Consider the following 27,000-nt stretch of genomic DNA (forward strand, 5'->3'; position numbering starts at 1 on the left):
GTCACTGGCTTGCGCTCAATCGAGCGATTCCATGCGCAGCTTCGTGACCTTCGACACGACGGTCGTAAGCGCCTCGATTTGCGCAATCGCGGCGTTGATGTTCTTTTCGAGCGTCTCGTGCGTGATCAGGATGATGTCGGTCTCGCCGCGGCCGCGTTCGTCCACCTGTTCGGACTCCTTCTGCAGGAGCGCGTCGATGGAAATGCCCGTGTCCGCGAGAATGCGCGTGATGTTGGCCAGCACGCCCGTCACATCGGCCACGCGCAGGCGCAGGTAGTAGCCGCTCGTCACTTCGTCGATGGGCAGGATCGGCGTGTTCGCGAGGCTGTCCGGCTGGAACGCCAGATGCGGCACGCGATGCTCCGGGTCCGCCGTATGCAGGCGCGTCACGTCGACCAGGTCGGCGACCACGGCCGAGGCCGTCGGCTCCGCGCCCGCGCCCTTGCCGTAATAGAGCGTGGTGCCCACGGCGTCGCCGTGCACCACCACCGCGTTCATCGCGCCTTCCACGTTGGCGAGCAGACGCCGTGCCGGAATCAGCGTGGGGTGCACGCGCAGCTCGATGCCGCGATCCGTGCGGCGCGCGATGCCGAGCAGCTTGATGCGGTAGCCGAGTTCCTCGGCATAGCGAATATCCGTGGCCGAGAGCTTGCTGATGCCTTCCACGTAGGCCTTGTCGAACTGCACGGGCACGCCGAACGCGATTGCGCTCATGATCGTGGCCTTGTGCGCGGCGTCCACACCTTCGATGTCGAAGGTCGGATCGGCTTCCGCGTAGCCCAGCGCCTGCGCGCCCTTGAGCGCGGTGGCGAAGTCGAGGCCGCGCTCGCGCATCTCGGAAAGAATGTAGTTCGTCGTGCCGTTGATGATGCCGGCGATGTACTGGATGCGGTTCGCCGTGAGCCCTTCGCGCAGCGCCTTGATGATGGGAATGCCGCCCGCCACCGCCGCTTCGAACGCGACCATGACGCCCTTCGCGTGCGCGGCTTCGAAGATTTCCGTACCGTGCACGGCGAGCAGCGCCTTGTTGGCCGTCACCACATGCTTGCCGTTGGCGATCGCGCGCAGCACGAGTTCGCGCGCAATGCCCGTGCCGCCGATCATTTCCGCGATGATCGAGATCGACGGATCGTCGACCACGGCGTTGAAGTCGCTCGTGATATCGACCTCTCCCGCACCGCCCATCGTGGCGAGCGCGGCCGTCGCCTTGGCGGGATTGCGCACCGCAATGCGCGTGATTTCGATGCCGCGTCCCGCACGGCGTTTGATTTCTTCCTGATTGCGGCGCAGTACCGTGAAGGTGCCGCTGCCCACCGTGCCGAAGCCCAGCAGTCCAACTTTGATCGGTTCCATGCAGCGTGTGTTTCTAAGGTGCGGGTTGATATGAAAAGGAACAGGCCGGGACAAAACAGATGCCGCACGTGCGGTGCTCACCTGCGCCGGCCCGGGCTCCGGCTCAGGTTGCGTGACGCTTGCGGTAACCGTCGAGGAAGCGCGCGATGCGGTTGATCGAATCGGCGAGGTCGTCGACGTTCGGCAGGAACACCACGCGGAAATGATCGGGCGACTTCCAGTTGAAGCCGGTGCCCTGCACGAGCAGTACGCGTTCGGCGAGCAGCAGGTCGAGAATGAACTGCTGGTCGTTTTCGACCGGATACAGCTTCGGGTCCAGACGCGGGAACATGTAGAGCGCGGCCTGCGGCTTCACGCAGCTCACGCCCGGAATCGCCGTGAGCATTTCGTGCGCAAGTTCGCGCTGACGATAAAGGCGCCCGCCGGGTGCAATCAGCTCGTTGATGCTCTGGTAGCCGCCAAGCGCCGTCTGGATCGCGTACTGGCCCGGCACGTTCGGGCACAGCCGCATGGAGGCGAGAATGCCGAGCCCTTCGCAATAGTCCTTCGCACGCCGGCGGTTCTCGCCGCCGAGGCCCGAGAGGAACATCCAGCCGGCGCGGTAGCCGCACGAGCGGTAGCTCTTCGAGAGGCTGTTGAACGTAACCGTGAGCACGTCTTCCGAAAGTGCGCCGATCGACGTGTGCTCGCGGCCGTCGTAGACGATCTTGTCGTAGACCTCGTCGGCAAAGATGATGAGGCCGTGCTGGCGCGCAATCTCGATCAGGCCGAGCAGCAGGTCGTCCGGATAGAGCGCACCGGTGGGATTGTTCGGGTTGATCACGACGATCGCACGCGTGTTCGGCGTGATCTTCGCGCGGATGTCGTCGAGGTCGGGCAGCCAGCCGTTCGCCTCGTCGCAGATGTAGTGGACGGGCGTGCCACCCGAGAGGCTCACGCCGGCCGTCCACAGCGGGTAGTCGGGCGCGGGCAGCAGCACTTCGTCACCGTCATTGAGAAGCGCCTGCATCGCCATCACAATTAGCTCGGACGCGCCGTTGCCGATGTAGATGTCGTCCAGTTCGACGCCGCGCACGCCCTTCTGCTGCGCGTAATGCATGATCGCCTTGCGCGCCGAGAACACGCCCTTCGAATCCGAATAGCCTGACGAATCGGGCAGGTTCAGGATCATGTCCTGAATGATCTCGTCCGGCGCATCGAAGCCGAACGAGGCCAGGTTGCCGATGTTCAGCTTGATGATGCGATGACCTTCCTCTTCGAGGCGTTTCGCGTGCTCGAGCACGGGCCCGCGGATGTCATAGCAGACGTTCAACAGCTTGTTGGATTTGAGAATCGGTTTCACGGCGGGCAGATGAAGCAATAGGAAGCCAGGAGTTTCGTCAGGGCAATGGCTCGGGTGGCGCGGCAGGCTGTCCCCGTAACCAGACCCGGTCTCACGACCCGCGCCCACGATGGATGGGATGGCAAGCGTGAAGCGGTGCAATGGCGCGCGATGGGTGCCTTGGCTTGGGCATTCGCGGTCCGTGGCTTGTGGCGGGCGGCGCGCGAGGCGGGAAGCGCCGCGGGGGCGGCTAAAAAGCTATAATTTAGCGGATTTTGTCGGACTTCCGCAATGCAAGAACCGCGGCGGCGGGCCTCGAGGTCGGTCTGGATCAGCCTGGATGGTCTCGATCACCCCGCTTGCCACGTGGGCGCACCATGGCGGCACACCCATTGCGGCCCCGCATTGCCACAACCCGGAACACCGATTTTGAAATTACATCAGGACTCGAGCGGCGCGCTCAACACCGTCACGGGATACGGCCCCGACTACGTCGACATCAATCTCCAACGTCACACCGGCAGCGTGATCGTGCAGCCCGACGCACCGGTTGCCGCCTGGCCCGTCTCCTCGTTCGACGCCCTCACCCCCGAACTCTTCGAACAGTTGCTTTCCCTCGCGCCCGAGGTGGTCGTGTTCGGCAGCGGCGAGCGGCTGCGCTTTCCCCACCCGCGGCTCACGGCCGTGTTGACGGGCCGCGGCATCGGCGTCGAGACCATGGACTTCAAGGCCGCCTGCCGGACCTACAACATCCTCATGGCCGAAGGCCGCAAGGTCGCGGCGGCGTTGCTGATCGAAGCCTGAGCAACGTCCCGGCGAGGCTCGAACACGGGCTGCGGCAATCGGCCCGAACGGGCCGCCCGCCCGCCTGCAGCCGTCCATTTTTCCGTCCTCGCGCCGCGATGGCGTAAACTGCGCGGCAATTCGCGGCCGGCCGGCTTCGCCGTAGGGTCGTTCCGCCGTAGGGTCGGGCAACATCCGCGCGTGCGAGTTTCGGCCGAACTTCGGGCCATCGGTATGGCGATGCTATGCCGCAGCCTTCCGTGCTCCGGGCGAGGCAGTGAAGCGAAACGCCGCCCCATGCCGCTTTCCCCGGACCGCCCGGCCCCCTGTCATTCCCGAACAACAACAGGTCATATCACCCATGAACGATACGCCGTCCCGGCTACCGCTCAATCGAACCACCATCCTCCTGCTTGTCGTGGCGCTCGCCGTCATCTGGTTCGTGCCGCTCGGCTGGCGCCATTTGCTGCCGAGCGACGAAGGCCGCTACGCCGAAATGGCGCGCGAAATGTTCCTCACCGGCGACTGGATTACGCCGCGCTACAACGGCTATAAGTACTTCGAAAAACCGCCGCTGCAAACCTGGGCCAACGCGCTCACGTTCGCGGCGTTCGGCATCGGCGAATGGCAGGCGCGGCTCTACACGGCGCTCGCCGGCTTCGCGGGCGTCCTGCTGATCGGCTTTACGGGCGCGCGCGTGTTCAATGCGGCGGCCGGCGTGTTCGGCGCCCTCGTGCTTGCCACGTCGCCGTACTGGAACCTCATGGGCCACTTCAACACGCTCGACATGGGCCTGTCGCTGTGGATGGAACTCACGCTCTGCGCGCTGCTGCTCGCCCAGCGCCCCGGTCTGCCCAAGAATCAGGCGCGGCTCTGGATGGGGCTGTGCTGGGCCGCGATGGGGCTCGCCGTACTCTCGAAGGGCCTGGTCGGCCTGATCCTGCCGGGCGCCGTGCTCGTGCTCTACACGCTCGTCTCGCGCGACTGGGCGCTCTGGCGCCGGCTCTACATCGTGAGCGGCCTCGTGGTATTTCTCGCCATCGTGCTGCCCTGGTTCGTGCTGGTGCAGGATCGCAACCCCGAGTTCTTCAATTTCTTCTTCATCGTCCAGCAGTTCCGCCGTTATCTGACCCCGGAGCAGAACCGGCCCGGAGCGTTCTACTACTTCGTGCCCGTGCTGCTCGTCGGCTTCCTGCCGTGGCTTTCTGTCGCGGGGCAAAGCCTGCGCCATGCGCTGCGGCTGCCGCGCCAGCCGAACGGCTTTTCGCCGGTGCTCATGATGGTGGTCTGGACCGCCTTCATCTTCCTCTTCTTCAGCGCGTCGCATTCCAAGCTGCTCTCGTACACGCTGCCCATCGCGCCGCCCATCGCGCTCGTGATCGGCCTGTACCTGCCGCTCGTGCCGCGCGAGTCGTTCCGGCGCCATCTGCTGGGCTATGCGGTGTTTCTCGTTGTCGCGGCGATTGGCGCGCTGTGGCTGTCGCGGCTCGGCGATGCGCGCAATCCCAACGCGTTGTACCGCGCGTTCCAGGTGTGGGTGGAGGCGGCCATCGCGGTCGCGTTCGTGCTCACGCTTGCGGCGCTCTGGCTGGTCCGAGGCCGCCGCCGTGGCAGCGCGGCGGATGGCAACCGCGGCGCCGGCATCGGTGCGGCTGCGGTCGCCTTCGGCGCCGCCTGGCTCTTGCTCGGCACGATTGCCGGCACGGGCCACGACGTGTTCGGCCGCCTGAGTTCGGGTGCGCCGCTCGCGCCGGCCGTGAAGGCCGAACTCGCGAAACTGCCGCCCGATACGCCCTTCTATTCGGTGGGCGTACTCGATCACACACTGCCGTTCTATGTGAACCACACGATGATCATGGTCGAGCATCCGGATGAACTCGCGTTCGGCGTGAGCGTCGAGCCGCAAAAATGGGTACCGACCATCGACGAATGGCTGCGGCGCTGGAAGGCCGACCGTTACGCGCTTGCGCTCATGTCGCCGCAGCGCTACGAGCAGTTCGCCACGCAAGGCCTGCCGATGCGCGTGGTGGCGCGTGATCTGCGCCGCGTGGTGGTCGAGAAGCCGTATTGATGCAGACCGATGGGCCGGCACCGGCACGCGCCGGCGCGGCCCGCGGGCAAACGCTCTGAAACCCTGCGAAAGAACCCTCAAGAACCGAGGAAATGGATACCCTCCGATGAATCCCGTCTCGCTCATCTGCATCCTCGCCGGCGTTGCCCTCAACGCCTGCGCGCAACTGCTGCTCAAAGCCGGCGTCAGCGCCGTTGGACACTTCGAATTCACCCGTGCGAACATCCTTCCGGTCGGGCTCAAGCTCGCCATGCAACTGCCCATCATCGGCGGCCTTGCGTGCTATGTGGTGAGCGTCGTCGTGTGGATTCTGGGCCTGTCGCGCGTGGACGTGTCCGTTGCCTACCCCATGCTCTCGCTCGGCTACGTCGTCAACGCGTTCGCCGCGTGGTATTTATTCGGCGAAGCGCTGACGGTCCAGCGGCTCGTCGGCATCGGCATCATTCTGATCGGCGTGTTCATCCTGGCGCGCAGCTGACGCGCCGCTTAAGCTTTTCGTAAGCAGCAGGCCGTCATCCTTGCAGGTCGCACCCTTTTTCTTCGATTCCAGCCACTCATGACCCAGCCAACCGACTCGTCCTTGCCGTTCCTGCCGTTCGTGCGCCCCGAAATCGACGAAGCCACCATCGCGGGCGTAGCCGACGTATTGCGCTCGGGCTGGATCACGACAGGCCCGCAGAACACCGCCTTCGAAGCCGCGCTCTCGGAATTCTGCGGCGGCCGGCCAGTGCGGACCTTCAACTCCGGCACCGCCACGCTCGAAATCGGTCTGCGCATTGCCGGCGTGGGTCCGGGCGACGAGGTCATCACCACGCCCGCGTCGTGGGTCGCCACGAGCAACGTGATCCTGGAGGTGGGCGCAACGCCCGTGTTCGTGGACATCGATCCGCGCACGCGCAACATCGACCTCGAGCGCATCGAAGCCGCCATCACGCCGCGCACGAAGGCGATCATCCCCGTCTACCTCGCGGGGCTGCCTGTGGACATGGACCGTCTCTACGAGATCGCGCGCCGCCACCAACTGCGCGTGATCGAAGACGCAGCCCAGGCCTTGGGCTCCACGTGGCACGGCGAGCGCATCGGCAAGCTGGGCGACATCGTGTCGTTCAGCTTCCATCCGAACAAGAACCTGACCTCGATCGAGGGCGGCGCGCTCGTGCTCAACAACGAGGACGAAGCCGTGCTCGCGCAGAAGTACCGGCTGCAGGGCATCACGCGCACGGGGCTCGACGGCATGGATTGCGACGTGCTGGGCGGCAAGTACAACCTCACCGACGTCGCGGCGCGCGTCGGGCTCGGCCAGATGCCGCATCTCGCGCGCTTCACCGCGCAGCGCAAGGCACTCGCGCGGGCCTATTTCGCCGGCTTCGAAGGCAGCGCCGCGGTGCGCCTCGGCGTCGGACTGCCGGTCGCGGATTTCGAGAACAGCAACTGGCACATGTTCCAGATCACGCTGCCGCTCGAACGGCTCTCGATCAGCCGCGGCGAATTCATGGAGCAGTTGAAGGCGCGCGGCATCGGCTCGGGCGTGCACTACCCGGCCATTCACCTTTTCACGCTGTACCGCGCGCGCGGCTTCAAGGAAGGCATGTTCCCGCACGCGGAGCGCTTCGGCGCGAGCACGGTCACGCTGCCGCTCTTCACGCAGATGACCGCGGACGACGTGACGCGCGTGTGCCGCGCCGTGAACGAAATCTGCGAAACCTGCGCGAAATGAGTACGCACTGAGTACGAAACGGGCGCAAAAGGACGACGAAACAAGCAGGAAAGAAGTACGAAACGAGCGCGCAATGAACGCACGCGCGCGCAACCGAAGTACGTCGGGCCGCCGCGGCAGCCCGACGCGCTGAACCAGGCGCAAGACCTGGGAGCCGCCCTCCGTGAGCCGAACCTGAGCGGAGAGCCGAACGGAGACGGATGGAAGCGCAACCCCTCGAAACGGAAAACAACGACACATGAGTCAAACCGAACATCGCTCCTCGCTGCTGGACCGGACCGAACGGCCCGAGGTCTCGGTCGTCATCCCCGTCTACAACGAGGAAGCCGGCCTCGCGGCCCTGTTCGCGCGTCTTTACCCAGCGCTCGATGCGCTCGGCACCGGCTACGAAGTGATCTTCGTCAACGACGGCAGCCGCGACCGCTCGGCCGCGATGCTCGCCGAGCAGTTCCGCGTGCGCCCCGACACCACGCGCGCCATCCTGCTCAACGGCAACTACGGCCAGCACATGGCGATTCTCGCGGGCTTCGAGCACGCGCGCGGCGACATCGTCATCACGCTCGACGCCGACCTGCAGAACCCGCCCGAAGAAATCGGCAACCTCGTCGCGAAGATGCGCGATGGCTTCGACTACGTGGGCACCATCCGCCGGCAGCGCCAGGACTCGCTGTGGCGGCGCAAGGCGTCGCGCGCCATGAACCGGCTGCGCGAGCGCATCACGCGCATCAAGATGACCGACCAGGGCTGCATGCTGCGCGCCTACAGCCGGCACATCGTCGATACGATCAACCGCTGCGGCGAAATCAACACCTTCATTCCCGCGCTCGCCTACACCTTCGCGCAGAACCCCGTGGAAATCGAGGTGGGTCACGAGGAGCGCTTCGCGGGCGAGTCGAAGTACTCGCTCTACAGCCTGATCCGGTTGAACTTCGACCTCGTCACGGGCTTTTCGGTGGTGCCGCTGCAGTGGCTCTCGTTCATCGGCGTGATCCTCTCGCTCGGCTCAGCCGCCCTCTTCGTGCTGCTGCTGATTCGCCGCTTCATCATCGGCGCGGAAGTGCAAGGCGTGTTCACGCTGTTCGCCATCACGTTCTTCCTGCTCGGCGTGATCATCTTCGCGCTGGGGCTGCTCGGCGAATACATCGGACGCATCTACCAGCAAGTGCGGGCACGTCCGCGTTATCTGATCCAGACCATTCTCGAGGACCGCGACGCGCAGGCCTTGCGCGCAACCAGCGCGGCCGGCCCGTCCATCGTTTCCACCGCTTCCACCGCTTCTTTCGCCGATCCGGGGGCGAATCCATGAAACCGCGTGCTGTCGTATTCGCCTATCACAACGTCGGCGTGCGCTGCCTGCAGGTGCTGCTCGCGCGCGGCGTGGACGTCGCGCTCGTGGTCACCCACGAGGACAACCCCGCCGAGAACATCTGGTTCGGCAGCGTCGCTTCGGTGGCGGCCGAACACGGCATTCCCACCATCACGCCCGCTGATCCGAAGAGCGCGGAGTTGCGTGCAGCCGTGAGCGCCGCGCGGCCCGACTTCATCTTCTCGTTCTATTACCGCCACATGCTGCCCGCCGACCTGCTCGCGCTCGCCGCGCGCGGCGCGTACAACATGCACGGCTCGCTGCTGCCGAAGTACCGCGGCCGCGTGCCGGTCAACTGGGCGGTGCTCAACGGCGAGACTGAAACCGGCGCGACGCTGCACGAGATGGCGGCGAAGCCCGACGCGGGCGCGATCGTTGCCCAGACGCCGGTGCCGATCCTGCCCGACGACACGGCCGCACAGGTGTTCGACAAGGTGACGGTCGCGGCCGAGCAGACGCTGTGGCGCGTGCTGCCCGCGCTGCTCGCGGGCGAGGCGCCGCATCTGCCCAACGACCTCGCGCACGGCAGCTATTTCGGCGGCCGCAAGCCCGAAGACGGCCGCATCGACTTCGCGAAGCCCGCCCGCGAGGTCTACAACCTGATTCGCGCCGTGGCGCCGCCCTACCCGGGCGCTTTCACCGACGTCGACGGCCAGCGTTTCGTGATTGCCCGCGCGCGGCTCGCGCCGCCGGGCGCGGTCCCCGCAGATTTGCCGCCGGGCCTCGCGGTAAGCGATAATGCCCTCCTCGCGATCTGCGGCGACGGCCGTGCGATCGCCATTCATGAATTGCGGCACCAGCACGACGGCATCGAGACCGTCGTCACGCCGGCCGGATTCGCCCAGCTCATTCATTCTTCCCGTCATTCATGAAAACCGAAGGTTTCGCCAAAAAAGTCCTGATTCTGGGTGTCAACGGCTTCATCGGCCATCACCTGTCCAAACGCATTCTCGAAACCACCGACTGGGAAGTCTTCGGGATGGACATGCAGACCGAGCGCCTCGGCGACCTCGTGAATCATGAGCGGATGCACTTCTTCGAAGGCGACATCACGATCAACAAGGAGTGGGTCGAGTATCACGTGAAGAAGTGCGACGTGATCCTGCCGCTCGTCGCGATCGCCACGCCTGCCACCTATGTGAAGCAGCCGCTGCGCGTGTTCGAGCTCGACTTCGAGGCGAACCTGCCCATCGTGCGCTCGGCCGTGAAGTACGGCAAACATCTGGTGTTCCCGTCGACCTCCGAGGTCTACGGCATGTGCACCGACGAGCAGTTCGACCCGGACGCCTCGCCGCTCATCTACGGCCCGATCAACAAACCGCGCTGGATCTACGCGTGCTCGAAGCAGTTGATGGACCGCGTGATCTGGGGCTATGGCATGCAGGAAGGGCTCAACTTCACGCTGTTCCGTCCGTTCAACTGGATCGGGCCGGGCCTCGACTCGATCTACACGCCGAAGGAAGGCAGCTCGCGCGTCGTCACGCAGTTCCTCGGCCACATCGTGCGCGGCGAGAACATCAGCCTCGTGGACGGCGGCGCCCAGAAGCGCGCTTTCACCGACATCGACGACGGCATCGACGCGCTCATGAAGATCATCGAAAACAAGGGCGGTGTGGCGTCGGGCAAGATCTACAACATCGGCAATCCGTCGAACAACTACTCGGTGCGCGAGCTCGCGAACAAGATGCTTGCACTCGCTGGCGAGTACGCGGAATACGCGGATACGGCCAAGCAGGTGCAGCTCGTGGAAACGTCGTCGGGTGCTTACTACGGCGCCGGCTACCAGGACGTGCAGAACCGCGTGCCGAAGATCGACAACACGATGCACGAACTCGGCTGGGCGCCGAAGTCCACCTTCGACGACGCGCTGCGCAAGATCTTCGAAGCGTATCGCGGCCACGTCGCCGAGGCGCGCGCGCTCGTCGAGCAGCAGTAAGCGGGACGCGCCTTGGCCCGTATCGTCCTGAAGATCGACGTCGACACGCTGCGCGGCACGCGCGAAGGCGTGCCGAATCTCGCGCGCATCTTCGACCGCTTCAAGGCCCGTGCCACGTTCCTGTTCAGCCTCGGCCCGGATCACACGGGCTGGGCGCTGCGCCGCGTGCTGCGGCCGGGGTTTCTCAAGAAGGTGTCGCGCACGTCCGTAGTGGAGCACTACGGTGTCAGGCAGTTGATGTACGGCGTGCTGCTGCCAGGTCCTGACATCGGCGTGCGCGCCGCGGCGGAGATGCGCGCCATCCACGAAGCCGGCTTCGAATGCGGCATCCATACGTGGGACCACGTCTACTGGCAGGACAACGTGCGCAGCCGCTCGCGCGAGTGGACCGTCACCCAGATGCAGCAGAGCCACGCGCGCTTCGTCGACGTGTTCGGCACGCCGCCCGTCACGCACGGCGCGGCCGGCTGGCAGATGAACGACGCGGCATTCGAGCAGATCGACGCGTGGGGCATGCACTACGCGTCCGACGGACGCGGACATACACCGTACCGGCCGGTGGTCAACGGCCGCACGCTCGCGCACGTGCAGCTGCCCACTACGCTGCCCACGCTCGACGAAGTGCTGGGCGTGGACGGCATCGACGAGGGCAACGTCGCCGACTGGATGCTCAAGCGCACCGAGAACAATCCCTGCGACCAGGTGTTCACGCTGCACGCCGAGCTCGAAGGCCAGAAGCTTGCGCCCGTGTTCGAAGCGCTGCTGGCAGGCTGGCGCGCGCAGGGCCACACGTTCGCCACCATGGGCGACTACTACGCGACGCTGGACCACAACGCGCTGCCATCGTACCCTGTCACGTGGGGCGAGATTCCCGGCCGCTCCGGCGAGTTGATCGTTCAGCCCGATTGACTGTCGATCGATTCCCGATCGATCTCCGGTCGATCCCGCCGCTTCAGCAAGCCCGTTTCCCCGCAGCACGCGCGCGTCGCATCGAGGTGCAACGCGCCGTGCCTGCCGGCCGTTCCCGCTCCCGACGTGCGGCCTGCGCGATACCGTCGTGCGGCGCACATCGTCCGTCATGTCCGTCATAAAACCAACAACCGGAGAAACACGTGCCCATCGCAGTCGACCAACCCGTCCCCGACTTCACCGCTCAGGCGACTGGCGGCGATTTCACGCTTTCCAGTCTTCGGGGCAAGAAGGTGGTGCTGTATTTCTATCCCAAGGACAACACGCCGGGCTGCACAACCGAAGGCCTGCAGTTCCGCGACCTGTATCCGAAGTTCAAGAAGGCCGGCGCCGAGATCGTGGGCGTATCGCGCGACAGTGTACGTTCGCACGACAACTTCAAGGCCAAGCTGGAACTGCCGTTTACCTTGGTATCGGATGCCGACGAAGCGCTCTGCTCGCTCTTCGACGTCATCAAAATGAAGAAAATGTATGGCAAAGAGGTACGTGGAATCGAGCGCTCCACTTTCCTCATCGACGGGCAAGGCGTGCTTCGCCAGGCGTGGCGCGGCGTGCGTGTGCCGGGCCATGTCGAGGAAATCCTGGAGGCTGTACAAGCGCTTTGAGGCGCGTTATATTGGGTTGCAATGAGTGCCTGTCCACCCCATTCTTTTCGCAGTCGTGCCCGCCGCCGTCCGGCCGTTCAGTCCGCCGACGCTGATGCCGCGAGGTACGACGCGACAATGGTAGTAGTCGAGCCGCTTGCCTCGCTTACCGGGGCAGCGGCTTTTTTGTTTGCGCCCCGCCGGAGTCCCCTCCGGTCACGCGTTTTTCCCAAGGAGCCCATCGAAAACCAGGCGAACCGGCATTTTCAGACCTGAGCGCGCCGCGATACGCCTTCATGAAACGCCAACCCGGCGTTCGCATGAAGCCGCAGACGGCGCACGATACTCGACCCGATTTTTTCGAGGGACACCATGCCTTTGCCTACCCCACCCAGCAAACTCGGCAACCTGCTGTCGCCTGACGAGTACAAGGCCAAAGCCCGCCCCGCAAAACCGGTGAAGAAGCAGGCAGCCGAAGGGGAATTCACCGATACGGCTGAGTACGGCGCGGCCAGCGTTGCCACGCCGATGACCGAAGCGGCGAACGCCGCCACCACCTTGCGGCAGGTGCCCCTGCCTTCGGCGCCCGCCATGGCCGCCGCGCTCGAGCCCGTGGCGCCCGCACCGCGTGCCCGCAAGAAACAGACGGCCGCGTTGCTGCAAACCCGCGCCGCCGAGGACGAACTCGAAGCGCCTGCCGTACCGCTCGCGCCCAGCAGACCGGTCGCACCGGTTGCGCGCGATGGCAAATCCGCGCCGACCGAGGCACGTGCCGGCGCTGCGCCGCGCGCCCAGGGTTCACGCAAAAAACGCGTTCACCCCGAAGAGGTGACGGAAGTCCGCAAGCTCTTCGTGCTCGACACCAACGTGCTCATGCACGACCCTACCTGCCTCTTCCGCTTCGAGGAACACGACGTCTATCTGCCGATGATGACGCTCGAAGAGCTCGACAACCACAAGAAGGGGATGTCGGAGGTCGCACGCAACGCGCGTCAGGTGAGCCGCACACTCGACTCGCTCGTCGCGAACGCAGGGCCGATTACGGAAGGCATTCCGCTGTCGCGCCTGGGCAGCCTCGAAGCGCTGGGCCGCCTGTATTTCCAGACACAGCTCACGGAGATCGAACCCGTCGAGGGCCTGCCGCAAGGCAAGGCCGACAACCAGATTCTCGGCGTGGTCCGCGCGCTGCAGCGCGACCGGCAGGATCAGCTTGTCGTGCTGGTGTCGAAAGACATCAACATGCGCATCAAGGCGCACGCGCTCGGCCTGCCCGCGGAAGACTATTTCAACGACCAGGTTCTCGAAGACAAAGACCTGCTCTATACCGGCATCCGCGCCCTGCCCCAGGACTTCTGGACGAAGCACGCGAAGGGCATGGAAAGCTGGCAGGACACCAAGACCGGCACCACGTATTACCGCGTGACCGGGCCGCTCGTCGCGTCGATGCTCGTCAACGAGTTCGTGTACCTGGAGCCGCAGAACGGCGAGCCGGCGTTCCATGCCATCGTGCGCGAACTCAACGGCAAGACGGCGCTGCTGCAAACCTTGCGCGACTACGGGCACCACAAGAACAACGTGTGGGGTATTACGGCGCGCAATCGCGAGCAGAACTTCGCGCTGAACCTGTTGATGGATCCGGAAATCGACTTCGTCACGCTGCTCGGTCAGGCCGGCACGGGCAAGACGCTCGTCGCGCTCGCGGCGGGCCTCGCGCAGGTGCTCGACGACAAGCGCTACAACGAGATCATCGTGACGCGCGCGACCGTGCCTGTCGGCGAGGACATCGGCTTTCTGCCCGGTACCGAAGAGGAAAAAATGCAGCCGTGGATGGGTGCATTCGACGACAACCTCGAAGTGCTTCAGAAGACCGACGACGCCGCCGGCGAATGGGGTCGCGCGGCGACGCAGGAATTGATCCGCTCGCGGCTCAAGGTGAAGAGCATGAACTTCATGCGCGGCCGCACTTTCGTGGACAAGTACCTGATCATCGACGAGGCGCAGAACCTCACGCCCAAGCAGATGAAGACGCTCGTCACGCGCGCGGGTCCCGGCACGAAGATCATCTGCCTTGGCAACATCGCGCAGATCGATACGCCGTACCTCACGGAGGGCAGCTCGGGCCTGACATACGTCGTAGACCGCTTCAAGGGTTGGGCGCACAGCGGCCACGTCACGCTGGCGCGTGGCGAACGCTCGCGGCTCGCAGACTACGCCTCGGACATTCTGTAGGCCGCGCGTACCCTGCCGCTGCCGGTTGCCCCGGCAACGCAAGTCTCACCAGGAACCGCATCCGGTTACCGGATGCGGTTCTTTTTTTGCCCGTCCCGGAATGGCGCCGGATCGACGCCGGCGCCTCCCGCCAACTGAACGGCAATACAACACTTAGCGCGTAAACTTCACGTAACTTATGAGGATTTCTTGCCGGAGCCGCGTCGCACGGGCTACCATCGGCACATTCCCGTATCCGGCGCGCGCCGCTCAGGCGCCCGCTTCCGCCATGCTCCGTCTCTGGACTGTCCTGCTGATCGCATTGCTGCTGGCGGCGTGTTCGAGCCCTCCGCAGCGCGTGTCGCGCGCGGCAGGCGGCTCGGGTACATCCGGCGAAGCGTTTCGCACGAGGCCGCCGGGTCTGCCGAATTTCGTCGATCACAGCGTGGGACGCGAAGAAATTTCGATCCAGGCGATGAGCCTTGTCGGTGTGCCCTACCGCTGGGGCGGCAATACGCCGGAGAGCGGCTTCGATTGCAGCGGACTCGTGCACTACGTGATCGCCCGTGCCGCGTCGGTGAATCTGCCGCGCACGACGGCGGAAATGAGCGGGCGCGGTGAATCCGTCGACCCCGACGAGATCGCCCCGGGGGACCTCATTTTCTTCAACACGACGGGGCGGCCGCACTCGCACGTCGGCATCTACGTCGGCAAGTTGAGGTTCGTGAATGCGCCGTCCACGGGCGGCACGGTGCGCCTCGATTACCTGACGAACCCCTATTGGGCAAAGCGCTTCGACGGCATTCGCCGCGTCGCGCCGCCGAAGACGGCGCCCACACCATTCGATGCGCCGGCTTACGAAGCCTCGACGACACCGCCTCAGCGTGGTCTGGCGCCGCGGGTGGCTGCCGCGGCGGGTGCGCCGTCGCCCGCACCAGCTCGCGTGGCAGCGGTTGCGCCGCCTGAGCCTCGCGTCGCGGCAAACGTGGCGCCGTCGCCCGCTTCGGCGCAAACCTATCCACCGTATCCGCAGGACGCAGGTCGTACGAGCGTGACTGCCGCCTCCGCTGCCACGATGCCAGCTGATGCGTTCGAACCGCCTCCGCCCCAGATGAGCGCCGCGCAGCGACAAGCTCAGGCGGCAGGCGCGATGGCGCCCTCGGCGTCCGTCACGTCGCCCTCGTCCGCTACGTCGGGCACGCCGACCGTCGCCGCGGCGCCGTCCGTGTCGGCACCGCAAGCTGCGCCTGCGGCCGGCACCGCCTTCGAGCCGTCGGGTAATCGCCCTGCGCAAGCCACTGCGGCGCGCGCCGCCGACCCCATCGACGCCGCCGCCGACGCATTCGAGCCGCCTCCGCCGGCCACCGTCGCGGTCCGGCAAGCCCAGCAGGCCCAGCAAACCCGACCCACAGGCGAAGCAACAGACGTCCAGGTCATGCGCGCCTCCACGGCGTCGCGCGGCACGCCTGCGCCCACGCAATCCAGCGACGATCCCATCGCGCGCTTCGCCAACGGCAACTTCTGAGCGACACGCGCCGCCCGTCTCGCACGCGGCTGCCCGCAGCCTCTGCTATCGTTGCGCCGTAGCGTTCCTGGCGCGGAGGGTCAACACGATGGATCTCGAGCTTCGTAACAAGGTGGTACTGGTCACGGGCGGGAGCAAAGGCATCGGCCTCGCCTGTGCTCGCGCGTTCGGGCGCGAAGGCGCCAAGGTCGCGATCGTCTCGCGCGATCCCGCGAATCTGGCGCGGGCGCGTGAGCAGCTTGCCTCCGAAGGTCTGCACGTCCATCTGACCCGCGCCGATCTACACGAGCCGCACGCCGTGGCGGATCTGGTGGAAGACGTGACGACCTCCGTCGGGCCCATCGACGTGCTTGTCAACAGCGCCGGCGCCGCCCGCCGCTACGACCCCGAAACGCTCGACGCCGCCGCGTTCAAGGCGACCATGGAGGCCAAATATTTCCCCTACGTCTACACGCAGCAGGAGGTGCTACGGCGCATGGTGGAACGAGCGAAATCGGCCGGCACCGAAGACGCGGGCTCGATCGTGAACATCATCGGGATGGGCGGAAAGATCGCGAGCGACATCCATATTGCGGGCGGCGCGGCCAATGCGGCGCTGATGCTCGCGACCGTGGGACTCGCGCACTATCACGCCCGCTACGGCATCCGCATCAACGCGATCAACCCCGGCGCTACGCTCACCGAGCGGCTACAGGAGGCGCTTCAGCTCGAAGCCGCACAGCAAGGCCTGGACGCGGCCCAGGTGCTGGAGCAAGGTCAGCGCAAAGTCCCGCTCGGGCGCTTCGCGAAGCCGGAGGAAATTGCCGAGGTAGCGCTCTTCCTGGCGAGCCGGCGCGCAAGCTACGTAACGGGCGCAATCATCCCCATGGATGGGGGTTCCGCGCCCCTCATCTGAACGGGCGGCAACCACCGCCCGCCGCGGGCTACAGGAAACGATGCCCCAGCCACCATCCCGCGGCAGCGAGCACCGCGGACGCCGGAATGGTGAGCACCCAGGCCCAGACGATATTGCCGGCCACGCCCCAGCGCACCGCGCTGAGCTTCTGGGTAGCGCCCACACCGACAATGGCGCCGGTAATAGTGTGCGTCGTCGAGACAGGAACACCCATCGACGAGGCGATGAAGAGTGTCAGCGCCCCGCCCGTCTCGGCGCAAAAGCCGCCCACGGGCTTGAGCTTCGTGATCTTCTGGCCCATGGTGCGCACGATGCGCCAACCGCCGAAGAGCGTGCCGAGCCCCATCGAGAGATAGCAGAGCCCGATCACCCAGATGGGCGGCGCATCCGCCGTGGCGGAGGCATAGCCCGTGGCGATCAGCAGCATCCAGATGATGCCGATGGTCTTCTGCGCGTCGTTGCCGCCGTGGCCCAGGCTATAGAGCCCCGCCGAAATCAGCTGCAGACGGCGAAAACGCCGGTCCACCTTGCTGGGTGGCGTGCGGAAATAGATCCACGACACCGTGAGCATGAAGAACGAGCCCAGCACGAAGCCGAGCAGCGGCGAAATGAAGATGAACGCCACGGTCTTCAGAATGCCGTCGACGTTCAGCGCACCCCACCCCGACTTCGCGAGCGCGGCGCCCACGAGGCCGCCGATCAGCGCATGCGACGAGCTCGACGGAATGCCGTAGTACCACGTGACGAGGTTCCAGCCGATCGCGCCTACCAGCGCACCGAACACCACGTAGTGGTCCACGATGCCGGGGTCGATGGTGCCCTTGCCCACGGTCTGCGCGACCTTCAGGTGAAAGATGAAATAGGCGATGACGTTGAAGAGCGCGGCAAACGCCACGGCTTGCTGCGGCTTGAGCACGCCCGTCGAAACGACCGTGGCGATGGAGTTCGCCGCGTCGTGAAAGCCGTTCATGAAGTCGAACACGAGCGAGATCATGACGAGCATGGCCACCGCCCAGATTGCGAGTTGTATCGAATGCATCGTCTAGTCCGCTCAGGCGTTTTCCAGCACGATGCCTTCGATAATGTTCGCGAGGTCCTCGCACTTGTCGGTGATCGACTCGAGCAACTCGTAGATCGCCTTGAGCTTGATCAGCGTCTTGACGTCGTCTTCCTCGCGGAAGAGCTTCGACATCGCGGTACGCAGCACGGCGTCCGCTTCGGATTCGAGGCGGTCGATTTCCTCGCACGCCTTGAGAATCTGGCGCGCCTGCTTCATGTCCGAGAGCAACGCGACCGCGTTTTTCACCTGTGCGCTCGTGGCCGAGCAGATGTGCGCAAGCTGGCTCGCTTCGGACGTGACCGACTGCACGTCGTAGAGCCAGATTGCCGTGGCGACGTCCTCCATCAAGTCGAGGATGTCGTCCATCGTGGTGATGAGCTTGTGGATCTCGTCGCGGTCGAGCGGCGTAATGAAGGTCTTGTGCAGCAGGTCGATTGCTTCGTGCGTGAGCCTGTCGGCGGCCTTTTCCGAAACCTGGATGTTCTGCTTGTGGACCTCGGCTTCCCCGAGGTTGTCGATCAGAAGCTCGAGCTCCCGACTTGCGGAAACGATGTGCTCTGCGTGGGCGTTGAAAATTTCAAAGAACTTGCCCTCGGTGGGCATAAATCGACCGAACATGGGAGTCCTGTAGTGGAATCAGGGTGCTGACACAAAAGTGCAATATTGTACCGTTGCAGCCTTGGGCACGCACCCGTCCCATGTCGTATCGCGGCGTTCTTGCCACGGCGTGGCGCAAAAACACCCTAAAGCGGCCTCATTCCCCGCCGTAGAAATTCTGCGGGCCCGCGAAGTTGTCGAACTTGGTGAACTGACCATGGAACGTCAGGCGCACCGGGCCGATCGGACCGTTACGCTGCTTGCCGATGATGATTTCCGCGGTGCCCTTGTCCTGGCTGTCCGGGTTGTACACCTCATCGCGGTAGATGAAGAGAATCACGTCGGCGTCCTGTTCGATAGCACCCGATTCGCGCAGGTCCGACATCACCGGACGCTTGTTGGGCCGCTGCTCCAAACCCCGATTGAGCTGCGAAAGCGCGATGACGGGCACGTCGAGTTCCTTGGCAAGACTCTTGAGCGAACGCGAAATTTCGGAGATTTCGGTCGCGCGGTTCTCGCCCTGCGACGAACCGCTCATGAGCTGGAGATAGTCGACGATGATGAGCCCGAGCTTGCCGCATTGCCGCGACAGACGCCGCGCACGCGAGCGCAGTTCCATCGGGTTGAGGCCACCGGTTTCGTCGATGAAGATCTGCGCCTCGCTCATCTTCTGCACCGCGTGCGTGAGCTTCGGCCAGTCTTCGTCGGTGAGACGCCCGGTGCGCATGCGGTGCTGGTCGAGCCGGCCTACGGAACCGAGCATCCGCATGATGAGCTGCGTGCCCGGCATTTCCATCGAGAACACGGCGACCGGCAAGCCATACTCCACCGCCACGTATTCGCCGACGTTCATCGAAAACGCGGTCTTACCCATCGAGGGGCGGCCCGCCACGATGATCAGTTCGCCGCCGTGCATGCCGGAAGTCATGCGGTCGAGGTCGACGAAGCCGGTGGGCGTGCCGGTCACATCGCTCGGATTGGCCGTGTGGTACAGCGTGTCGATGCGCTCCACCACCTGCGTGAGCAGCGGCCCGATCTCGAGAAAGCCCTGGGTGCCGCGCGCTCCGTCTTCGGCAATCGAGAACACCTTGGCTTCAGCCTCGTCGAGCAGCTGACGAACCTCCTTGCCCTGCGGATTAAACGCGTCGGCCGAAATTTCGTCGGCCACCGACACAAGCCGGCGCAGCACCGCACGATCGCGCACGATTTCCGCGTAGCGGCGGATGTTGGCTGCGCTCGGCGTGTTCTGCGCCAGCGCATTCAGATAGGCGAGGCCGCCGACCTCATCCGCCTTGCCCGAGGTGCCGAGCGCCTCGTACACCGTGACCACGTCGGCTGGGCGTGAGCCGGCAATGAGCCTGCCGATGTGCTCGAAGATGATCCGGTGGTCGTAGCGGTAGAAGTCGCTCTGGGAGAGAAAGTCGGCGATCCGGTCCCAGGCGCCATTGTCGAGCAGCAGACCGCCGAGCACCGACTGCTCGGCCTCGATCGAATGCGGCGGGACTTTCAGCGACTCGATTTGGGGATCTTTCGGTGCGTTCATGGTCGGCAATTATCGGCGAAATCAGAGGCGGCGGGAATCTGTGCGAGCGCCGTCCCAGCGAAGTGCGACAGCGGCGGGCAGAGCCCGGCAGCGGCCGAAGATAAACGAAAAAAAGCGGAGAAGAAAAAAGGCAGGAGCCGAATAACGGCTCCTGCCTTCGTGTGCTGCGATGCTGACGACCGGTCTGCGAAGCAAAACGCCCGCGGCCGGCCGCCGCCGTCTTTAGACGTGCTCGCCGAGCACCGACACGGTGACGTCGACTACGACGTCCGTGTGCAGCGCGACTTGCACCGGGTGGTCGCCGACCATCTTCAGCGGACCTTCCGGCAGGCGAACCTGCGCCTTCTCGACTTCGAAGCCTTGCTTCTTGAGCGCCTCGGCGATATCGGCATTCGTGACCGAGCCGAACAGACGGCCGTCCACGCCTGCCTTCTGCGCGATCTGCACGGTCAGGCCAGCCAGCTTCTCGCCTTGTGCCTGAGCGGCTGCCAGCTTTTCAGCGGCGACCTTCTCGAGTTCGGCGCGACGCACTTCGAATTCGGCGATCGCTTCCTTCGTGGCACGACGAGCCTGCTTTTGCGGGATCAGGAAGTTACGTGCGTAACCGTCCTTGACCTTAACGATGTCGCCCAGGTTACCCAGATTGACGACCTTTTCCAGAAGAATGATTTGCATTCGGATGCTCCTTGTTGCGTCGTCGTTCGGGTTAAGCCTTGTGCTGGTCGGTGTACGGCATCAGCGCGAGGAAACGCGCGCGCTTGATCGCCGTATCGAGCTGGCGCTGGTAGTGCGCCTTGGTACCCGTGAGACGCGCCGGCGTGATCTTGCCGTTTTCGCCGATGAAGTCCTTCAGCGTTTCGATGTCCTTGTAGTCGATCTGCTCGACGCCAGCTGCCGTGAAACGGCAGAACTTCTTGCGCTTGAAGAGCGGGTTTTGTTGCTGACGACGCTTGTCGAATTTCTTGCCAGTCGGGCGGGCCATGTTCAGTCCTTTCCTGTGTACTGCAGTTCTGTGATGTGAAACACCAGGGTTCGCGCGTTGCGGCTTTTCTTCGCCAGAAAACCGGTGAAGAGCGCTTCGACGCCCATCTCGCAGCTTTCCAGCTTGCCGCTCGCTTCGCCGGCCGCAACGGCCGGCATCGTCAGCTCGATCTGCCGGGAGACCCCGGCTTCGACGACTTCGGCGTGGTGCTGCAACGTACAGCTTGCGATCGGAACGCCGGCCGGGGTGTACCGCACCGGTTCGCGTTCAACGATGGTTGCCGTGAGCTGCAGCCGGTTCACGTGGGCCGTGAGCGTGAGCGAAACGCTTCCCTGATGGCTTGTGCTCTCTTAAGCCTGCGCTTCGGAAGGCTGGGCAGCCGCCTTGCGGGCTTCTTCGCGCTGCACTTCCTTCATCATCGGCGACGGGCCGGTTTCAGCCTTCTTCATCTTGACGATGAGGTGGCGCAGCACGGCGTCGTTGAACTTGAACGCGTGTTCCAGCTCGTCCAGCGTGGGCTGGTCGCATTCGATGTTCATGCAGACGTAGTGAGCCTTCGCGAGTTTCTCGATCATGTAGGCCAGCTGGCGACGGCCCCAGTCTTCGATACGATGGACCTGGCCGCTGTGCGACGTGACCATGGACTTGTACCGCTCGATCATCGCGGGCACCTGTTCGCTCTGGTCCGGGTGCACGATGAAGACGATTTCGTAATGACGCATACACACTCCTTGTGGATAGAAGCCACCCGGGCGTCGGAACCGGTGTGGCAAGTGAGAAGCCGGAGAGTGTAACCCGAATGGCTGGAACACGCAAGGATTGCGGTGAATCGGGCGCGAGATTCAGCCGTGTTTTCAAGGACTTGAGGGGCGGACAGGGCGAGCAGGACGAGTTGGGCTCAAACGCAGCCATGGTGATGTGATTTCAGCCGCCCCGAGCGGTCGTCGCACGGCCACTACGCGGCCCGCGGCCACCTCACGCGGGGCTACCTCACACGCGGGGCTACCTCACACGCGGGGCCACCTCACGCGCCGCCGCCCAGCCGCGCAGCGAGCACCGCCTGGAAGCCGGCCAGCACGGACGATTCGGCGTCGCTCACCGCCCACCACGTCATGCCGGCCGCCTGCCAGCGGCGCACGGCATAGCCGTCCGACTGCGTCGCGAGCGGCGCGCTCTCGCCGCGCTTCGCCGCCTCGGACGTGGGCAGCACGTAGACGTCGATTACATGCTTGCGGTAGCGATAGATCAGCACTGCGACACGCCGATGCCCCACGTAGTCGAGCCGTCCGCCCGTGAGCGCGAAACCGCTGGCCGCAAGATCTTCCACCGGCGGGGCATAGTCGAGCCGCCCGTTGAACCAGGGTTTGACGGTGTGCTGGTCCGTGGAGACCACGTCGATGTCCCGTCCGGAAAGCTCCGCCCGCACGTGGCTCGCGACGAGTTCGTTCACGAAAAGGCCGCTCTCGGCCGGCCGGCGCACCAGCAGCACCGTCGTCGCGACCGCGGCCACGAGCAGGAGGCCCACGCCGACGAGCAGGCTCCCGCGCGACACAGCGGCCGCGGCCCCGGCGCTCGACCAGCCTGCCGCGCCTGCTCCGGCGGCCACACCTCCCCGTCCGGCTCGTGCGCCCGCGGCGTCGGAGGGTCGGAATGCGTCAGCGAGCCATGACAATGGGCCGCGCGAAGGCGGGCGAGCGCGTGCGCCATTGCCGGCTCCGCCCACCACGGCAGCGCCCACGCCGCTGCCATCCTGGCTAGCGCCGTTGTTTACACCGTCGTTCACACCGTCGTTCGCACCGTGGCTTGCTCCGCCACCGACGCCCGCGTCCCCGTAGCCCGCTTCGCCGCCCACCCTCGCACCGTCGTCCTCATGCCCGCCCGATGCGGGCCGTCCGTCGCGCTCGACACGCCGTTCGCGCTGCTCGTCCGCTCCCGCCACGGCGGCAGGCATGGGGACGCGTGTCTGCGCGTGAGCCTCCCCCGGCAGCATCGCGACGATTCGCGCCCTCAGCGCCTCGGGCGCCCGGTAATAGTGCCCTCCACGCCTCACCGTACTGGCCAGCGCCGCGAGCGCATCGCGTGCTTCACGGCACGCCGCACAGCCATCGACGTGTTGCTGCACACGCAGCGCTTCGAGCGCCGGCAGTTCACGATCGAGATCCGCATCGAGCAGCGGACGCACTTCCTTACATTCCATCGAAGGCCTCCGATGCGGTGTTGTCTGGATGGGCCCGCCGCGCGGCGTCGCCGCCCGGACGGGCGGGCTTCGCTACGAGGCCGCCTGCCTGCGGCGCTTGCTTCCCCTGCGGCGGCCGTCCCGGCGCGCCGCTGAGCAGCGCGGCGAGCTTGCGCCGGGCGCGGGCAAGGCGCGACATCACGGTGCCGACCGGCAGATCGGCAATCGCCGCGATCTCGCGGTAACTCAGATCCTCCATTTCGCGCAGCACCAGCACCTCGCGAAATTCGGGCGGCAACTGTTCGAGGGCCGCGTGCACGCGCCGGGCGTCTTCCTCGCGAATCAGCAACGCCTCGGGATCGAGACCACCCACGCTCCAGCCGTCGAGGGCGATCTCGCCGTCGTTACCGTCGTTGTCGTCGAAGGGCGCGACTTCGTGTGTGTTGGCGCGGCGCCGCCACTCGGTGTACCAGGTGCGGCGCACGATGGTGAGCAGCCACGGCCGCGCGCTGTCGCCATGAAAGGTGTCGAAGAAGCGGAACGCGCGCACGCAGGCTTCCTGGACGACGTCTTCGGCATCGCTCGGATTGCCGCAGAGCCAGCGCGCAAGGTTGTAGGCCGCGTCCAGATGCGGCAGCGCGAGCTGCTGAAAGCGCAAGCTGCGTGCGGCGGCCTGGGCGCCAGAGCAGGCGTCGTCCGGCGAGCGGTCCATACGGTGCGACGCGGTCGGCTCAGCCTCGCCATATGCCGCGCCGGTATCACCCGCACTACCGCCCGCACTACCGCCCGCACTACCGCCAGCGCCGTCACCGCCGACGTCTGCGCCGCGCGCTGCCTCGCCCGCCGTGCCGTGCACGTCGCCGCCTTGCCTGTCCTCGTCCAAGGTTTGCGCCACCCCGGCCCTCCGGTCGCTCATCGTTTCGCCGTGCGTGCGCGGCTCACGGCGCCGGCCTCACCCCGTCGCTCCTGATCCGCACCACGCTTCACCCGGCAATACCGGTCACACCGCGAGTTTATTCCCGGGCCCGGCGGCTGCGGCCCCCCGCCAATACCCTGGCTGGGCGTAGACGTCCTTCAGGTAATCGATGAAATAGCGCACCCGGGCAGGCACGTAACGCTGCTGCGGGTACACCGCGAGGATGTCGTAGTCGGGCAGCGCGAACTCGTCGAGCACGGTCTCCAGCTGACCGCTTGCGAGCTGTTCCTCGACTTCCCAGGTGGACCGCCAGCCGAGGCCAAGCCCCTCGGACACCCAGCGATGCAGCAGCTCCCCGTCGTTGCAGTCGAGCGTGCCGCCCACCCGCACGGTGACGAGCTTGCCGTTGCGGCGGAAATACCAGCCGCGGTTCTGGCCGCCCTGCAGGTTGAACGCGAGGCAGTTGTGGCGCGGCAGGTCTTCGAGCGTCTTCGGCCGGCCATGGCGGCTGAAGTATCCCGGCGTGCCGCAAACCACGCGCCGGTTCGACGCCAGCTTCACGGCAACGAAATTCGGATCCACCGAGCCGCCGATGCGAATCGAGAGGTCGTAGCCCTCGCGCACGAGGTCCACCACGCGGTCGGTCAGGTTGAAGGAAATCTGCAGTCCGGGCTTGTCGGCGAGAAACGCCGGCGCGAGCGGCGCCACATGCTTGCGCCCGAAAGCCGCGGGCGCCGAGACGATCAGATGGCCGTTCACCGCGCGCCGGCCGGCCGCCAGTTCGTTTTCCGCCTGCTCCCATTCGGCGAGCAACCCGCGGCAGCGTTCGAGGAACGCGGCGCCCTCCTCGCTCACCACGAGCCGCCGCGTGGAGCGATACATCAGCTTCACGCCGAGGCGCTTTTCGAGCGCGTCGATACGCCGCCCGAGGATCACCGGCGACACGCCTTCCTCGAGCGCCGCTGCCGCAAGGCTCCCGGCCTCGGCCACGCGCACGAACGTCTCGATCTGCTTGAAGCGGTCCATGTTCGTCTCCTGAGCGGCGGCCGGCTCGACCAGCCGCCACCATTCGATACTTTTTGTTTCGTATTAAACGACCGGCACTGATCTTATCAAACCTTTGATGCACCCCTAAAGTGACTCTCGACAGGCGCTTCCCGTGATCCATCGCGCGATTCGCGCCATCCGCTTTCGCAGATCTTGAGAACTCCAGGAGACACGCATGACTAGGATGAGAGCCATCGACGCCGCCGTTCTGGTGCTCGAAAAGGAAGGCATCGACACTGCGTTCGGCGTGCCCGGCGCCGCCATCAACCCGCTCTACTCCGCGATGAAGAAGGCGGGCGGCATCAGCCACGTGCTCGCGCGCCATGTGGAAGGCGCTTCCCACATGGCCGAGGGCTACACGCGCGCGGCGCCCGGCAACATCGGCGTGTGCATCGGCACGTCGGGCCCCGCGGGCACGGACATGATCACGGGCCTCTATTCGGCCTCGGCGGATTCGATCCCGATTCTCGCCATCACGGGCCAGGCGCCGCGCGCGCGGCTCTACAAGGAAGACTTCCAGGCCGTCGACATCGAATCCATCGCCAAGCCCGTCACCAAATGGGCGGTTACGGTGCGCGAACCGGCGCTCGTGCCGCGGGTGTTCCAGCAGGCTTTTCACCTGATGCGCTCAGGCCGCCCCGGCCCGGTGCTGGTCGACCTGCCGATCGACGTGCAACTGGCCGAAATCGAGTTCGACATCGACACCTACGAACCGCTGCCCGTCTACAAGCCGCGTGCGACGCGCCATCAGATCGAAGCCGCGCTCACGATGCTCAACGACGCTGAGCGTCCGCTGATCGTCTCGGGCGGCGGCGTCATCAACGCGGCCGCCGAAGACCTGCTCGTCGCGTTCGCCGAAACGCTGGGCGTACCGGTGATCCCCACGCTGATGTCGTGGGGCGCGATTCCCGATGACCATCCGCTCATGGCCGGCATGGTCGGTCTGCAGACCTCGCACCGCTACGGCAACGCGACGCTGCTCGCCTCGGACTTCGTGCTCGGCATCGGCAACCGCTGGGCGAACCGCCACACCGGCAGCGTCGAGGTCTATACGAAGGGCCGCAAATTCGTGCACGTCGATATCGAACCCACGCAGATTGGCCGCGTGTTCGGGCCGGACCTCGGCATCGTGTCGGACGCGTTGGCCGCACTCGAACTCTTCGTCGACGTGGCGAAAGAATGGAAGGCGGCGGGCAAGCTCAAGGACCGCAGCGCGTGGGCCGCCGAATGTCTCGAACGCAAGCGCACGCTGCTGCGTCGCACGCATTTCGAGAACACGCCGGTGAAGCCGCAGCGCGTCTACGAGGAAATGAACCGCGTGTTCGGCCGCGACACCTGCTACGTGAGCACGATCGGCCTCTCGCAGATTGCGGCCGCGCAATTCCTGCACGTCTTCAAGGCGCGCAACTGGATCAATTGCGGCCAGGCCGGCCCGCTCGGCTGGACGATTCCCGCCGCGCTCGGCGTGCGCGCGGCAGACCCGGCCCGGCCCATCGTCGCGCTTTCCGGCGACTACGACTTCCAGTTCCTGATCGAAGAACTCGCGGTGGGCGCGCAGTTCAAGCTGCCGTACGTGCACGTCGTGGTGAACAACTCGTATCTGGGCCTGATTCGCCAGGCGCAGCGCGCGTTCGACATGGACTACTGCGTGCAGCTCGGCTTCGAGAACATCAACGCGCCCGAGATGAACGGCTACGGCGTGGATCACGTTGCCGTCGCCGAAGGGCTCGGCTGCAAGGCGCTGCGCGTCTTCAAGCCCGAAGACATCGCGCCGGCCCTGCGTCGTGCGCAGTCGATGCTCGGCGAGTTCAACGTGCCCGTGATCGTCGAGGTGATGCTGGAGCGCGTGACGAACATCTCGATGGGTACCGAAATCGATGCGATCAACGAGTTCGAAGCGCTTGCCGAAAAGCCCGAAGACGCGCCGACGTCGATCGGCGTGCTGTCCTGA

At 65.4% G+C, this 27,000-nt stretch carries 25 protein-coding genes; 13 read left to right on the top strand and 12 right to left on the bottom strand.

Annotated elements, in window-relative coordinates; all coding sequences use genetic code 11:
• Nucleotides 1-15: 15 nt before the first annotated feature.
• Nucleotides 16-1,353: a homoserine dehydrogenase gene (locus P2869_RS09010; RefSeq protein WP_199539960.1), complete on the bottom strand. Its 1,338-nt coding sequence runs from the start codon at nucleotides 1,351-1,353 to the stop codon at nucleotides 16-18.
• Between the two features lie 103 nt (nucleotides 1,354-1,456).
• Nucleotides 1,457-2,704, bottom strand: coding sequence for a pyridoxal phosphate-dependent aminotransferase (locus P2869_RS09015; RefSeq protein WP_026121840.1), 1,248 nt, complete (start codon nucleotides 2,702-2,704; stop codon nucleotides 1,457-1,459).
• 399 nt (nucleotides 2,705-3,103) lie between these two features.
• Between P2869_RS09015 and P2869_RS09020 the strand changes: the two genes are divergently transcribed.
• The 12 genes from P2869_RS09020 to P2869_RS09075 all read left to right on the top strand — a co-directional run bounded on the left by P2869_RS09020 (nucleotide 3,104) and on the right by P2869_RS09075 (nucleotide 16,728).
• Nucleotides 3,104-3,478, top strand: a complete 375-nt coding sequence (locus P2869_RS09020) for an Mth938-like domain-containing protein (RefSeq protein WP_042298897.1) — start codon at nucleotides 3,104-3,106, stop codon at nucleotides 3,476-3,478.
• A gap of 340 nt (nucleotides 3,479-3,818) precedes the next feature.
• Nucleotides 3,819-5,528 carry a glycosyltransferase family 39 protein gene (locus P2869_RS09025; RefSeq protein WP_277596253.1) on the top strand — a complete coding sequence of 570 codons (1,710 nt, stop codon included), beginning with the start codon at nucleotides 3,819-3,821 and terminating at the stop codon, nucleotides 5,526-5,528.
• Between the two features lie 106 nt (nucleotides 5,529-5,634).
• Nucleotides 5,635-6,006, top strand: a complete 372-nt coding sequence (locus P2869_RS09030; RefSeq protein ID WP_017776752.1) for an SMR family transporter — start codon at nucleotides 5,635-5,637, stop codon at nucleotides 6,004-6,006.
• A gap of 78 nt (nucleotides 6,007-6,084) precedes the next feature.
• Nucleotides 6,085-7,245 (top strand): DegT/DnrJ/EryC1/StrS aminotransferase family protein, encoded by a 1,161-nt coding sequence (locus P2869_RS09035; protein WP_277596254.1) that lies wholly within the window; start codon nucleotides 6,085-6,087, stop codon nucleotides 7,243-7,245.
• Nucleotides 7,246-7,483: 238 nt separating this feature from the next.
• On the top strand, nucleotides 7,484-8,551 hold the full coding sequence (locus P2869_RS09040; protein ID WP_277596256.1) for a glycosyltransferase: 1,068 nt from the start codon (nucleotides 7,484-7,486) through the stop codon (nucleotides 8,549-8,551).
• On the top strand, nucleotides 8,548-9,483 hold the full coding sequence (locus tag P2869_RS09045; RefSeq protein ID WP_042298901.1) for a formyltransferase: 936 nt from the start codon (nucleotides 8,548-8,550) through the stop codon (nucleotides 9,481-9,483). Before P2869_RS09040 ends, P2869_RS09045 begins: the two co-directional genes overlap by 4 nt.
• Entirely contained in the window at nucleotides 9,480-10,547 is a 1,068-nt protein-coding gene (locus P2869_RS09050; RefSeq protein ID WP_277596257.1) for a bifunctional UDP-4-keto-pentose/UDP-xylose synthase, read from the top strand. Before P2869_RS09045 ends, P2869_RS09050 begins: the two co-directional genes overlap by 4 nt.
• Nucleotides 10,548-10,559: 12 nt before the next feature.
• Nucleotides 10,560-11,456: a polysaccharide deacetylase family protein gene (locus P2869_RS09055; protein WP_277596258.1), complete on the top strand. Its 897-nt coding sequence runs from the start codon at nucleotides 10,560-10,562 to the stop codon at nucleotides 11,454-11,456.
• 203 nt (nucleotides 11,457-11,659) lie between these two features.
• Nucleotides 11,660-12,121 (top strand): peroxiredoxin, encoded by a 462-nt coding sequence (locus P2869_RS09060; RefSeq protein WP_017776746.1) that lies wholly within the window; start codon nucleotides 11,660-11,662, stop codon nucleotides 12,119-12,121.
• Nucleotides 12,122-12,472: 351 nt separating this feature from the next.
• Nucleotides 12,473-14,329: a PhoH family protein gene (locus P2869_RS09065; RefSeq protein ID WP_026121838.1), complete on the top strand. Its 1,857-nt coding sequence runs from the start codon at nucleotides 12,473-12,475 to the stop codon at nucleotides 14,327-14,329.
• A 268-nt stretch (nucleotides 14,330-14,597) separates the two neighbouring features.
• Complete coding sequence (locus P2869_RS09070; protein WP_277596259.1) at nucleotides 14,598-15,833, top strand: NlpC/P60 family protein; 1,236 nt, start codon at nucleotides 14,598-14,600, stop codon at nucleotides 15,831-15,833.
• Nucleotides 15,834-15,921: 88 nt separating this feature from the next.
• Nucleotides 15,922-16,728 (top strand): SDR family oxidoreductase, encoded by an 807-nt coding sequence (locus P2869_RS09075; RefSeq protein ID WP_017776743.1) that lies wholly within the window; start codon nucleotides 15,922-15,924, stop codon nucleotides 16,726-16,728.
• A gap of 28 nt (nucleotides 16,729-16,756) precedes the next feature.
• Here the strand turns inward: P2869_RS09075 and P2869_RS09080 are convergent, their stop codons facing one another.
• The 10 genes from P2869_RS09080 to P2869_RS09125 form a co-directional block, all read right to left on the bottom strand.
• The gene (locus P2869_RS09080; protein ID WP_017776742.1) at nucleotides 16,757-17,767 is read right to left on the bottom strand and encodes an inorganic phosphate transporter; all 1,011 of its coding nucleotides are present in this window, start codon (nucleotides 17,765-17,767) and stop codon (nucleotides 16,757-16,759) included.
• A 12-nt stretch (nucleotides 17,768-17,779) separates the two neighbouring features.
• Nucleotides 17,780-18,406 (bottom strand): DUF47 domain-containing protein, encoded by a 627-nt coding sequence (locus P2869_RS09085; protein WP_026121837.1) that lies wholly within the window; start codon nucleotides 18,404-18,406, stop codon nucleotides 17,780-17,782.
• A gap of 136 nt (nucleotides 18,407-18,542) precedes the next feature.
• Nucleotides 18,543-19,928 carry a replicative DNA helicase gene (locus P2869_RS09090; protein ID WP_017776740.1) on the bottom strand — a complete coding sequence of 462 codons (1,386 nt, stop codon included), beginning with the start codon at nucleotides 19,926-19,928 and terminating at the stop codon, nucleotides 18,543-18,545.
• 222 nt (nucleotides 19,929-20,150) lie between these two features.
• The gene (gene rplI / locus P2869_RS09095) at nucleotides 20,151-20,603 is read right to left on the bottom strand and encodes a 50S ribosomal protein L9 (protein WP_017776739.1); all 453 of its coding nucleotides are present in this window, start codon (nucleotides 20,601-20,603) and stop codon (nucleotides 20,151-20,153) included.
• A gap of 31 nt (nucleotides 20,604-20,634) precedes the next feature.
• On the bottom strand, nucleotides 20,635-20,910 hold the full coding sequence (rpsR, locus tag P2869_RS09100; protein WP_017776738.1) for a 30S ribosomal protein S18: 276 nt from the start codon (nucleotides 20,908-20,910) through the stop codon (nucleotides 20,635-20,637).
• 2 nt (nucleotides 20,911-20,912) lie between these two features.
• Nucleotides 20,913-21,212, bottom strand: a complete 300-nt coding sequence (gene priB / locus P2869_RS09105) for a primosomal replication protein N (RefSeq protein WP_017776737.1) — start codon at nucleotides 21,210-21,212, stop codon at nucleotides 20,913-20,915.
• A 48-nt stretch (nucleotides 21,213-21,260) separates the two neighbouring features.
• Nucleotides 21,261-21,632 carry a 30S ribosomal protein S6 gene (gene rpsF, locus P2869_RS09110; protein ID WP_017776736.1) on the bottom strand — a complete coding sequence of 124 codons (372 nt, stop codon included), beginning with the start codon at nucleotides 21,630-21,632 and terminating at the stop codon, nucleotides 21,261-21,263.
• Between the two features lie 302 nt (nucleotides 21,633-21,934).
• Nucleotides 21,935-23,107 carry a zf-HC2 domain-containing protein gene (locus P2869_RS09115; RefSeq protein ID WP_277596260.1) on the bottom strand — a complete coding sequence of 391 codons (1,173 nt, stop codon included), beginning with the start codon at nucleotides 23,105-23,107 and terminating at the stop codon, nucleotides 21,935-21,937.
• Nucleotides 23,097-23,798, bottom strand: coding sequence for an RNA polymerase sigma factor (locus P2869_RS09120; RefSeq protein ID WP_277598089.1), 702 nt, complete (start codon nucleotides 23,796-23,798; stop codon nucleotides 23,097-23,099). Before P2869_RS09120 ends, P2869_RS09115 begins: the two co-directional genes overlap by 11 nt.
• 288 nt (nucleotides 23,799-24,086) lie before the next feature.
• Nucleotides 24,087-25,028, bottom strand: a complete 942-nt coding sequence (locus P2869_RS09125; protein ID WP_277596261.1) for a LysR family transcriptional regulator — start codon at nucleotides 25,026-25,028, stop codon at nucleotides 24,087-24,089.
• Between the two features lie 196 nt (nucleotides 25,029-25,224).
• On the opposite strand from P2869_RS09125, the gene gcl reads away from it, so the two are divergent.
• Nucleotides 25,225-27,000 (top strand): glyoxylate carboligase, encoded by a 1,776-nt coding sequence (gcl, locus tag P2869_RS09130; protein WP_026121836.1) that lies wholly within the window; start codon nucleotides 25,225-25,227, stop codon nucleotides 26,998-27,000.

It is taken from the genome of Paraburkholderia sp. SUR17, assembly GCF_029536165.1.
GTDB lineage: Bacteria > Pseudomonadota > Gammaproteobacteria > Burkholderiales > Burkholderiaceae > Paraburkholderia > Paraburkholderia kururiensis.